Source organism: Shewanella sp. SW32 (assembly GCF_025653365.1).
In the GTDB taxonomy this organism is placed as follows: domain Bacteria; phylum Pseudomonadota; class Gammaproteobacteria; order Enterobacterales; family Shewanellaceae; genus Shewanella; species Shewanella oncorhynchi.
This window is the reverse complement of sequence record NZ_JAKKSJ010000043.1, coordinates 28,804-39,925: the sequence shown is the minus strand read 5'-3', so window position 1 is coordinate 39,925 and position 11,122 is coordinate 28,804. Positions and strand designations below refer to the sequence as shown.

The window sequence follows — 11,122 nt, the reverse complement described above, 5'->3', positions numbered from 1 at the left end:
AAAACCAGTTGCACTGGGTGCTGGATGTGAGTTTAGGTGAGGATGCGTGCCAGATATACCGTGGTAATGCAGCGACTAATCTTGCCACGATGCGACACTTTGGTTTGAATATGTTACGCGCTGAGAAGCGAAAAATGAGTATCAGAAGAAAGCAGCGTCAGGCATTGATGAATGAGGCTTATTTGGATGCGGTGCTTGAAGCCGGCATGAGTGTGGTTATTAAATGACCACTCGTAATCTCACCCTGGGCCTTCAACGATTAAATACTAATTTCCGAAAATTATGCAAAAATAAGGAATTAAGTGCCAAAATTAAAAAAGCATGTGACGCTCGAAATCAGTTGGCACATGACGCCTTTTTTCAAAATTTTCGTGATCAAATTAGTGGTATAAGTAACGAAGAACTTCATAGAAAAGGTTGCGAAATATATGCGCAATCAGTTGAAGTTAGCCAAATTGTCACCGAATTACTTAGAGAGCTAAAAGTATTAGAACTTGAATATGAGCAGCTACCAAAGTAATCAAGGTGACGTTTTGGAATGATTTTGGCGTGTTTTGCTGGCTCTGCGTGGGACTCCTGGCGCTATCACATAGGAATTTTTATGCTCTCTAGTCCGCAACTCAGCAATTTGGTGTTGAAAAATCTAACTCAGAATTGCCTCAAACTAAGCTCGTGAATCACTCTACCCCAGACGTGATTCACGTCAGCCGCTAAACCACGTCCTATTGCCCAGTTTGCGGCTATTCTGGGGCGTTTTTCCCCTTAAGATGAATCAAATCTCTAGAGAACTGATTCAATGCGAAACAAGGGAATGCATATCAGCCTATGGTCGTGCAAATTTGCGCCTAAAGAACTGCGTGATTCATCCATTAATAGATGTTGTGGATGAGAAGTAAGCTAAATATGTACGCCGGAATTAACGGCATTAAGCACTGTCATGGAAGTGACCGTCCGTGGCATGGATGCCACGTTCGAGCATCCATGGACGGACTGGCTGCGAGTCACTGTAGTGGCAGTGCTTAATCTCTATTGCTGACGGTTTTTAGTCCCTAATACCTGTTGTGTTATTTACCTTCATCATTAAATCTATTAACAATTCCTCAGTGTCCGTGTAGTTTAGATAGCTTATAAAAACAACAATAGGCTATCGCTATGACTTTATCCTCTGTATCACCATCTGCTATTTCAAAATCAGCAATCCCAAAGGCATTTGGTTTTAAATCCTCTGCAAACAAAGCCATTTTTTCCAGGACCTTAATCGCTTCTGCTCTCGCCTTGAGCTTTATGGCCGCGGGTTTGAGTTCGGCGCAAGCGGCGACCAGTGCTATGCCTGATGCGGCTAAGTTGGCGGCGGGTGTGGAGCAAAAGGTGATCGACTGGCGTCGTGATTTGCATCAACACCCTGAGTTGTCTAATCGTGAGTTTCGCACCAGCAAGATTATTGAAAAACATCTGAAATCCTTAGGATTAGAAGTGCAAACGGGTGTTGCACATACGGGCGTGGTGGCCATTTTGAAAGGCGGGAAGCCTGGTCCGTTGATTGCGATTCGAGCGGATATGGATGCACTGCCTGTGACTGAAGTGGTCGATGTGCCTTTTGCCTCTAAGGTGACCGACACTTATCGCGATCAAAAAGTGGGTGTGATGCATGCCTGTGGGCACGATACCCATGTGGCTATGTTAATGGGCGTGGCCGAAAACTTGGTTAAAGTGAAAGACAGCCTAGCGGGGGATGTGATGTTTATCTTCCAACCCGCTGAAGAAGGTGCGCCAGAGGGTGAAGAGGGAGGCGCGGAATTGATGCTCAAAGAAGGGCTGTTTGCTCAGCGCAAACCCGAGCAAGTATTTGGTATGCATGTCACCTCGAGTATGCCGAGTGGCATGATTGGCCTGCGCAGTGGCCCAGCAATGGCGAGTGAAGACTCTTTTACCATCAAAGTGAAAGGCAGCCAAACCCACGGTTCACGACCTTGGAATGGGGTCGATCCTATTGTCGCCGCGGCACAAATTATCACTAACGTGCAAACGATCGTCAGCCGTCAGGTGGATATCACTAAAGCGCCGGCTGTGGTGAGTTTTGGTGCGGTAAATGGTGGCATTCGCTCTAACATTATTCCCGATGAAGTCGAGCTGATTGGTACGATTCGTACCTTCGACCAACCCATGCGCGCCGATATCAAAGTGCGTTTAGCGCAAATGGCCGAGCTGTCGGCGAAAACCATAGGGGCGACTGCGACTACTGAGATCCATCAAGGTTATCCTGTGGTGGTCAATAATCCTGAATTAGTCGCCAGCATGCGGCCTGTGCTTGCGAGCGTGGTGGGCGATAAGATGCTGATTGAACCCGGGTTAATCACAGGTGCCGAAGACTTTGCTTACTATGCCTTAGAAACGCCGGGGATGTTTTTCTTCCTCGGGGTGACGCCAAAGGGAACGGACCCTGAAACGGCGGCCAGCAATCATTCGCCGGCATTTTATGTGGATGAAAGCGCGCTAAAAGTGGGCGTTGAGGCCATGACCAAAGTGGCGTTAACGGCGCTCAAAGCCCAATAAGTGGCTAATGCATTATTCCGTAAGCGCAGTGGTATAACTTGAGCTTACAAAAAATCGGCGCGGGATACGCTTCCTGCGCTTGATTTGTTAAACAATTTACCTCTATATGTGGATATTTACAGCAAGGAGCGAACAAGATGAAGCGCACGCTATCGGCTCTGGTTTTGGCCATGGGACTTTTGACCCCCCTAAGCCAAGCACAGGCCACCACGGCAGAAGACATTAAGAGTTTCACGCTAGATAACGGCATGAAAATCATGGTGCTAGAAGATGCCTCAATTCCCAATGCCAACATGTATTTATTTTGGAAGGTCGGTTCACGTAACGAAGTGCCCGGCATTACCGGTATTTCGCACTTTTTCGAACACATGATGTTCAACGGTTCGAAAAAGTACGGCCCAAAAATGTTCGACCGTACTATGGAAGCCGCCGGTGGCGCGAACAATGCGTATACCACTGAAGACATGACGGTTTATACCGATTGGTTCCCCGCCAATGCGCTCGAAACTATGTTCGATCTCGAGGCTGACCGCATCGCTAACTTAGATATCAACCAAGCCATGGTCGATAGCGAACGTGGCGTAGTGCAGTCGGAGCGTTCCACTGGCTTAGAAAACTCTAACTGGAATGCCCTCGAAGGCGAAATCAAAGGCGTGGCATTTTTAGCCCACCCTTATTCTTGGTCGGTGATCGGTCACGAGTCGGATATCGCCGCTTGGTCGCTGGAAGATTTAGTCCAGTACCATAAAACCTATTACGCGCCGAACAATGCCGTGGTCGTGATTGCGGGCGATGTAAAGCTTGCCCAAGTAAAAGCCTTGGCAGACAAGTACTTTGCGCCTATTCCGGCACAAACTCCGCCTAAAGCGATTCGCACCGTCGAGCCTGAGCAAAAGGGCGAGCGCCGTACCTTTGTGCAAAAGGCGTCGGTCAGCACACCTAATGTGATGTTGGCGTACCATATTCCGGCGGCAACTCATGCGGATTTTTATGCGCTGGATTTATTAAGCTCGATTCTAAGCCAAGGTAATAGCTCGCGTTTATATCAATCATTGGTTGATAAACAAGTGGCCTTAGAAGCGCAAACCTACATGCCGATGTCGGTCGATCCTAACCTCTTCTATGTGATGGGTGTTGCTACACCTGAGGTGAAAGCCTTGACGCTGGAGCATGCGCTGATTGAGCAAATCGATGCGATTGCGACAACTGGCATTACTCAGCAAGAGCTAGATAAAGTTAAAAATATTAAGTTGATGGATTTTTATCGCTCGATGGAAACCATTAATGGTAAGGCTAATACCATAGGCACCTATGAGATGTATTTTGGCAATTACGACAAGTTATTTAATGCACCTGAAGCCTATAACAAGGTGACGCCTGCGGATATTCAACGAGTTGCCCAAACCTACTTACGTAAATCGAATCGCACTGTGGCTGTGCTGGCGGCAACTGAGGAGTCCTCTCAATGAAATCGATGACAATGAAATCGACAGCAGTGAAATCACTTAAGATGGCATCACTTGGGAAACCGTCTAAGTTAATGGCCGCATTGGCTTTAGGCACAAGCTTAGTCATAGCGGGCTGCACGGCGACATCGGCACCAAAGCGGGTCGATACTGGCAGCTTTGCGATGCCAAGTTACGATAAGTTTGTGTTAGATAACGGCTTAACTGTGTACTTAATGCCGCAGCGCGAAGTGCCGTTAATTACCTTAAATGCCGTGGTACGCGCCGGTGCAGTGAATGACACCACCGCAGGCGTGGCACAAATGACAGCAGAAGGCTTGCTGTTAGGTGCGGCGGGGAAATCTAAGGCGGATATCGAGCAGCAAGTGGATTTTCTCGGTGCAAGCTTAGTGGCCGAAGCGGATAAGGAAGGCAGTTATCTGAGTGCTGACTTTATGGCGAAGGACATTGACTTGATGCTGGGCTTATTTAGCGCGGCGATGTTAACACCAGACTTCGATGCCGCCGAGTTCGATAAACTCAAACAGCGCGCGATTGCTGGGCTGCAGCAGGATAAAGAAAGCCCGCGGGCTGTGATTGGTCGCTACTTCGATAAGCTCATATTTGGTGCACATCCTTATGGCAATGCGGCTTCGGGTAACAGTGACTCACTGGAGCAAGTGACAGTGTCGCAGCTGCGCGCCTTCCATAAGAGTTACTATCAGCCTTCCAATACCGCGATAACTGTCGTGGGTGACTTTGATGTGGCGACGATGAAAGCCAAGCTGACGCAAACCTTTGGTCAGTGGCAGGGCAGCGAAAAACTGGTGCAGCCTGATTTAAACCAAGGTTTGCCTCAGTTGACCGAGGCCAAAGTCTTGTTGGTGGATAAACCCGATGCAATCGAAACTACTTTTGTGATTGGGGGCTTAGGCATTAGTCGTGACAATCCAGACTATGTAGGTTTAACGGTAGTGAACACTATTTTAGGTGGTCGCTTCACCTCTTGGCTTAACGACGAGCTGCGGGTGAACGCGGGGCTAACCTATGGCGCGCGCTCAGGTTTTAGTCCTTATACCGACTCGGGTGTGTTTACTATCAGCACTTTCACTAAGACGGAAACCACTCAAGAAGCGATGGATTTAGCCTTAAAAACCTATGCACGTTTATGGGAAAAAGGTGTAGACCAAGCGACTTTAGATTCGGCTAAAGCCTATGTTAAGGGTCAGTTCCCGCCTCAGTTTGAAACCTCAGGGCAGCTGGCGGGATTGTTGTCTGGCATGTATCTGTACGGTTTCGATGATAAGTTTATCAATGAGTTCCAAGCTAAGGTGGATGGTTTGACCTTAGAAGAAACCCAAAGGTTAGTGAAAACTTACTTCCCGCAAAAAGATCTGCAATTTGTGCTGATTGGCAATGCGGCTAAGATTGCACCTATTGCCGCTAAGTACGGCAAAGTGCAAACTGTCGATATTAAAGCCACGGGATTTGGCCAATAAGCCATCATTGCGAGGCTTGATTCAATAAAGAAAAGGTCTGCATAGTGCAGACCTTTTGCTTTTCTGTTCTTGGTGCTAGATGCAGCGTTTATTGTCCACCCGGCTTAGCATAATGGGTCATCCAATCCTTCACTTGGTTATACCAATAGATAGAGTTATTGGGTTTCATAACCCAATGATTTTCATCGGGGAAGTAAATCATCCGTGATTCCACATTGCGAGTTTGCAGGGTGCGGAACAGTTCAAATCCTTGTCCCACTGGTACCCGGTAGTCGAGCTGACCGTGGCTGACTAAGGTCGGAGTGTTAAAGTTAGCTGCAAAGTAATGCGGAGAAATGGCTTTATACAGCTCAGGATTATCCCAGTAGTTGCCAAATCGGGTGCTGTGCACGGCAAAATCCGACGCCATTTGTGAATACATGTCGTAAACCGCAGCGTGGATCAACAAGGCTTTAAAGGGATGTGGTTGGCCTAAAATAATTGAGGTCAGATAACCACCGTAACTTGCGCCACCCGCCACCATGCGGTCGCTGTCTATCCAGCTTTGCTGTTTAAACCAGTCGGCAGCCTTGAGCACATCTTCGAGGGATTTATTCTTCCAATCTGGGTTAATCGCATCGGCAAACGCTTGTCCGAAGCCGCTAGAACCATGGAAGTTTGGCCAAGCAGTGACATATCCCCAAGAGGCGAAGGTTTGTGCGTTCCAACGGTAATGGAAACCGTTAGTAATGGCGTTGTGTGGCCCGCCGTGAACTAGCATAAAGAGTGGATATTTTTTACTGCGATCGAATCCGGGGGGATAGTGAACCCACATTTGAATATCTTGATCTTGATATCCCTTGTAGGTCACTGATTCGTAAGTGCCTAAATCAACATCTTTGAGAATATCGTCATTAAAATTCTCTAGGCGTACCGTCTTACCATTGCGGGGATTAATGCTGACCAAGCGCGCTGGGTGCAAAAAGCTCTCGTTGGTGGCAATCAGTTCACCGTCTTTACCTATGGCGGGTTGGCTAAAGTCAGTTGCCTCTGTAATGGCTTTGACTTTACCGTTTTTGGCATCGATATGATAAATGCGGTTAGTGGCGGCATCTTCGATGGTGGCATAAAAGCCTTTACTGTCGGGGGTCCAATTAAATTGGCTGACCGAACGATCCCACTCTGGTGTTAGCGTATTAAGTTTACGGCTATCGATATCCAGTAACATCAGCCTTGAAGTATCGGCATAGAAACCGGGGATTTTCTGACGGGTAAAAGCCAACGTTTTGCCATTGGGGCTAAAGCTGGGATCAGCATCTGCGGCTTGATTTTCTGGGGTGATATTCTCTGCTTTACCACTGCCAATCGTCGCAAGGAAAATATCCAGTTTAGGGTCGATACGGTTGTCTGAGCCATAAGTACTGAAGGCAATTAAGCGTTCATTAGGCGAAATATCGTAACTTGAACTGCTTTGGCTCGAGCGTGGTAACTCATGGCCGAGTGCTTGCGTCACGGCTTCGACTTCGCCGCCCGAAGCGGGGAGCCTAAATACATGGGCTTGGCGACGTTCATCTAACCAGTGATCAAACTGAGCGTAGGGCAAAGCGTTCCACTGACGAGCGGAGACCTTATTGTCCTCATCGGCTTTTAGTTGGGTTTTCATCTCGTCCCATGTTTGATTTGGGAATACATTGCTGATGAAATACAAATGCTTGCCAACCCATTTAATACCATTTACGCCTGTAGGTATGTCGGTTAAGCGTTGCGCTTCACCCGGACCGTCCATAGGCAATAGGTAGATTTGGCCTGCGTCGTCTTCATTTCGCTCACTCACAAAGGCTAAGGTTTTGCCGTCGGGCGAAAACACTGGCTCGCTCACCTTTAACCCTTTGACTGTAATAGCACGATTATTTTTACCTTCGCCATCAAAACGCCATAACTGGGTCGAACCTTTATCTTCCTTCAGATCATATTCTGTGACTGGCGCAATAATATGCTCACCAGAGGGCGATACGACTGGGCTACCAATACGCTTAAGTTGCCAGAGCAATTCCACCGAGAGCGGTTTACCCTGCTCCGCAAATGCTGAGCCGAATGGCATCAACAGACAGAGCAATAAGATTCCTGTCTTCTTCACTGTGAGTCTCCTTATCATACATATAGTTATAATGATTTTATTTGTAGTGCAGATTCGAGAGTATAGAAACCGAGCATGAAAGCAAACTGAGTGATAACCCATAGCGGGACGCTTTGTGTAAGCATCTGTGAATGGTTGTCGGCTAATTGTGATTTGTTGATGACAGAATTACAGGCTAATCTAGGGTGATATTTCGGCTGAGGACTAGGTAGATGCAGAATAAAATCAACCGATTAAGACTATTATGGGGAGTGATAATCGCACTGAGTGCTGCTATTCCTCTGGCTGCGCACGCGGCTAAGGTGAGTTTTAGTGAGTTTTGCCCTCAGTTTACTGGTCAATGGGTGGGCGATGCCGCCAAAGTGGGGGAAGCGCCACGAAAAGTGACAGTCAGCGGATTTTGCTCCCATGATAAGCGGCAGCTGTTATTGTCTGTGAGTGTTGGTACGCGTGCGCCCTATAGTGAAACCTGGTGGTTTAGGGAGCAGGGCGAGCAAGTGTTGTTGACCTATTACGATGGCGTGTCCCAAGAGAAGCAGCAGGTCTTTAGCTTATATCGTCAAAATGGCGATTATTCTTTGCTGGGTGAGGGCGTGGTGACTGCCCGGTCTGCGTTAATTCAATTACTGTTTGAGGTAAAGGGGGCGGGTGCTCAAGCTAACACATGGCAATGGACGCAGAATATTCAATATTTAGACGATGATGTTGATCGCTATCAGCTTTTTCGCGGGATAGAGATGACGCCAGTCGCGCCATCTCCTTAGTCGCCAATCCGATTTACCTTCGATAGCGCTTAAACCGCGCCTTCAAACCCAAGCTGACGCCACGCTTCATAGCTGATAATCGCCACCGCATTAGACAGATTCAAGCTACGGCTGGTGGCCGCCATGGGGATGCGTAGTCTCTGCTCAGTGGGGATGGATTCGATAATCGCCATCGGTAAACCTCGGGTTTCTGGGCCGAATAGCAGCACATCGTCTTTGGCAAAACTCAGCTCAGTATGCGGGCGACTCCCCTTAGTGGTGCAGGCCATAATGCGCTTGCCCGTCATGGCTTCGAGGAAAGTATCGAAATCTTTATGGCGAGTCACATTGGTTAAGTCGGCATAGTCCAAACCCGCGCGGCGTAGCTTTTTCTCTTCTAGATCAAAACCTAATGGCTCAATCAAATGCAGCTGGCAGCCATTGTTTGCGCAAAGGCGAATGATATTACCTGTGTTAGGTGCGATTTCTGGCTCATAGAGTGCGATATGGAACATACTGGCCCGCCTGTAGAAAATGACGGCCGATTATACGGCAAACGGTGCCCAAGCGCAGTGTCTGTTGTGAGTGGATTTGGCTAAGTTCATGCAATAGAGGTTGTAATCGGTGGAATTGTTATCTCAAGGCTTGCCTGTTTTATTATCTCAAAGTAATATATCTCAACATCAAGATACTTTTTAAGAAGTCATTATGCCCTTTATTATTGCGTTACTCGCCCCTGTATTTTGGGGGACGACCTATGCGTTAGTGAGTCTCTACTTACATGATATGTCGCCCTATTGGGTGGCTGTGTGGCGCGCGCTGCCTGCGGGGATTCTGATGTTGATGCTGCGTCCTCGCTTGCCAACGCTGGTGTGGTCAAGGCTCGGTTTGCTGGCTTTTTGTAATATCGGCGCCTTCTTCACCTTGTTATTTATCGGCGCGTATCGTTTACCGGGCGCAGTGGCGGGTACCTTAGGGGCGACGCTGCCGTTAATTTTCTTAATTTTAGCTTGGGTGATTGATAAAAAACGCCCAGGAATGAAGTGGTTATTATTAGGTTTGATGGGATTAGGTGGGGTCATTTTACTGCTTAACCCTTCGGCAGATCTCGATCCTATCGGCGTACTTTGCATGCTGAGTGCCACGACGTTAATTGCCTTTTCTTCTCGCTGGATGCAAAAGTGGGATGTGGGTGACTTTTTAGTGCTGACCGCGTGGCAGCTATTATTGGGCGGTTTGATGCTGATCCCACTGGCTTGGTTTATGGCTGGGCCACCGCAGCTACCGAGTATGACGCTTGTACCTTCACTGATATGGCTAGTGATTGCCAACACCGCCGTTGCCTATTGGGCTTGGCTGTGGTCGATGCGAAACTTAGGGCCAGAAATCATGGGTATGGTCGCTTTAGTCAACCCTGTGGTTGCCGTATCATTAGGGGTCATGATTGTGGGGGAAACTTTAGACATGCGTCAGTGGGCGGGGATAGGTGTGATATTACTGTCGCTGTTATTGATGAAATTGCCACAGAATTTAAGGTTAAATCCATTTAAAAAAGTGCAACCCTAGTCATTATTTTGGGGTGAATGAGGCATAGATGCTAAAACGTTTGGATCTGAATTTACTGCCCGTACTCGAAATCCTACTTGAGGAACAAAGCGTGACCGCTGCAGCTGCGCGGTTGCATTTGAGCCAGTCGGCGGTGAGTAAACAGCTCACACGTCTGAGGGAAGTATTTGATGATCCTTTATTTGAGCGTACCGCCTACGGCCTAAAACCGACACCCAAGGCTTTGTCACTCGCGCCTGAGTTGCGCCAATGCTTACAGCAATTGGCGCAATTTACTCGGCCGGACACCTTCGAACCCGCCTTGAGCCAACGACAGTTTAGAATGCATTTGGTCGAAACCACCTATTCACTGACCTTTCCTCATTTTATGCCCATGTTGCTCACTCAAGCGCCCGGTGTGAGTCTCAATTGCCAAACGTGGCGACTCGATACCATGGACAGATTACTGCGCTGCGACATCGACTTAGCCATAGGTTGCCGCGAGTGGGATGAGCGCTCGCCCATGCATGTGAATAATATTCCCGATGACTTATGCCATGTTGAGTTAGTGCAGGATTATCCCGTGTGTTTGATGCGTCGTGATCATCCGGCGTTAACACAAGAATGGAATTTAGATACCTTCTTGAGTTATCGCCATCTGCAAGTGGCCTTTGGCGGTTTAGAGCATTGGTTGCTGGATGATGTGTTGCAACTCGAGGGCCGTCAGCGGGATATTGCCGTGAATATGACCGACTTTCAGAGTGCTCTCACCCTGTGTGAACAGAGCGATTTGATCCTCTGCGCACCTTCGCGCTATGCCTTGGCTGTGATGAAGTCTTTTGAGCTTCAGTCTTTACCATCACCCATCAAGCTGATCCCCGGTGCGTATTTATTGATGTGGCACAAACACTTCGAACACGACTTGAGCCATAAATGGCTGCGAGAGTTGATTATTAGTCAAGTGCGAGATAATAATTTATCATTATAAATTAATATCTTGTATCGTTTCCCTCCCTGTTTTTAATGATTGATTTAAGTTCATCGTCCCAGTGGCATCTTGTTTTTTTGTAGGAAATATCTTAATTGGATTTTGACTACTGTAAATAATAGATAAGTAAATATAATGCCAGAGCACCACCTTTGCGAGTTGGTTAAATTTATAGCTAGGGACCTCGGGGCTAAACTTCTCGAAGGTAATTTTCGAAGGCCTATAATTTATTT

General features: G+C 47.7%; 9 protein-coding genes and 1 pseudogene. 8 read left to right on the top strand and 2 right to left on the bottom strand.

The genetic code is table 11. The features are described 5' to 3' along the window. From L5M28_RS20340 to L5M28_RS20320, 5 genes and pseudogenes are all read left to right on the top strand, one after another. Nucleotides 1–227 (top strand): annotated as a pseudogene (locus L5M28_RS20340) (ISAs1 family transposase); the annotation flags it as partial. Next, entirely contained in the window at nucleotides 224–520 is a 297-nt protein-coding gene (locus L5M28_RS20335) for a hypothetical protein (RefSeq protein WP_263204273.1), read from the top strand. The pseudogene L5M28_RS20340 and the gene L5M28_RS20335, both read left to right, overlap by 4 nt. A gap of 632 nt (nucleotides 521–1,152) precedes the next feature. Beyond that, the gene (locus L5M28_RS20330) at nucleotides 1,153–2,553 is read left to right on the top strand and encodes an amidohydrolase (protein ID WP_263204272.1); all 1,401 of its coding nucleotides are present in this window, start codon (nucleotides 1,153–1,155) and stop codon (nucleotides 2,551–2,553) included. 137 nt (nucleotides 2,554–2,690) lie between these two features. Continuing rightward, complete coding sequence (locus L5M28_RS20325) at nucleotides 2,691–4,022, top strand: M16 family metallopeptidase (protein ID WP_263204271.1); 1,332 nt, start codon at nucleotides 2,691–2,693, stop codon at nucleotides 4,020–4,022. 11 nt (nucleotides 4,023–4,033) lie between these two features. Beyond that, nucleotides 4,034–5,497, top strand: a complete 1,464-nt coding sequence (locus tag L5M28_RS20320; RefSeq protein ID WP_411569189.1) for a M16 family metallopeptidase — start codon at nucleotides 4,034–4,036, stop codon at nucleotides 5,495–5,497. 88 nt (nucleotides 5,498–5,585) lie between these two features. Here L5M28_RS20320 and L5M28_RS20315 read toward each other — a convergent pair whose 3' ends face one another. Further along, nucleotides 5,586–7,613: an alpha/beta hydrolase family protein gene (locus L5M28_RS20315; protein ID WP_263204269.1), complete on the bottom strand. Its 2,028-nt coding sequence runs from the start codon at nucleotides 7,611–7,613 to the stop codon at nucleotides 5,586–5,588. A gap of 212 nt (nucleotides 7,614–7,825) precedes the next feature. On the opposite strand from L5M28_RS20315, the gene L5M28_RS20310 reads away from it, so the two are divergent. Further along, nucleotides 7,826–8,377, top strand: coding sequence for a hypothetical protein (locus tag L5M28_RS20310; protein ID WP_263204268.1), 552 nt, complete (start codon nucleotides 7,826–7,828; stop codon nucleotides 8,375–8,377). A 29-nt stretch (nucleotides 8,378–8,406) separates the two neighbouring features. On the opposite strand, the gene trmL is transcribed toward L5M28_RS20310, so the two are convergent. Continuing rightward, the gene (gene trmL, locus L5M28_RS20305; RefSeq protein WP_263204267.1) at nucleotides 8,407–8,871 is read right to left on the bottom strand and encodes a tRNA (uridine(34)/cytosine(34)/5-carboxymethylaminomethyluridine(34)-2'-O)-methyltransferase TrmL; all 465 of its coding nucleotides are present in this window, start codon (nucleotides 8,869–8,871) and stop codon (nucleotides 8,407–8,409) included. Between the two features lie 193 nt (nucleotides 8,872–9,064). Here trmL and L5M28_RS20300 point away from each other — a divergent pair, with 193 nt between their 5' ends. Then, the gene (locus L5M28_RS20300; RefSeq protein WP_263204266.1) at nucleotides 9,065–9,922 is read left to right on the top strand and encodes a DMT family transporter; all 858 of its coding nucleotides are present in this window, start codon (nucleotides 9,065–9,067) and stop codon (nucleotides 9,920–9,922) included. Nucleotides 9,923–9,950: 28 nt separating this feature from the next. Then, complete coding sequence (locus L5M28_RS20295) at nucleotides 9,951–10,889, top strand: LysR family transcriptional regulator (protein WP_212599558.1); 939 nt, start codon at nucleotides 9,951–9,953, stop codon at nucleotides 10,887–10,889. The last annotated feature ends 233 nt before the right edge of the window (nucleotides 10,890–11,122 follow it).

Coding starts and splice junctions, on each gene's coding strand:
- L5M28_RS20335 (WP_263204273.1), top strand. CDS start 224: ATGACCACTCGTAATCTCACCCTGGGCCTTCAACGATTAAATACTAAT.
- L5M28_RS20330 (WP_263204272.1), top strand. CDS start 1,153: ATGACTTTATCCTCTGTATCACCATCTGCTATTTCAAAATCAGCAATC.
- L5M28_RS20325 (WP_263204271.1), top strand. CDS start 2,691: ATGAAGCGCACGCTATCGGCTCTGGTTTTGGCCATGGGACTTTTGACC.
- L5M28_RS20320 (WP_411569189.1), top strand. CDS start 4,034: ATGAAATCGACAGCAGTGAAATCACTTAAGATGGCATCACTTGGGAAA.
- L5M28_RS20310 (WP_263204268.1), top strand. CDS start 7,826: ATGCAGAATAAAATCAACCGATTAAGACTATTATGGGGAGTGATAATC.
- trmL (WP_263204267.1), bottom strand. CDS start 8,871: ATGTTCCATATCGCACTCTATGAGCCAGAAATCGCACCTAACACAGGT.
- L5M28_RS20300 (WP_263204266.1), top strand. CDS start 9,065: ATGCCCTTTATTATTGCGTTACTCGCCCCTGTATTTTGGGGGACGACC.
- L5M28_RS20295 (WP_212599558.1), top strand. CDS start 9,951: ATGCTAAAACGTTTGGATCTGAATTTACTGCCCGTACTCGAAATCCTA.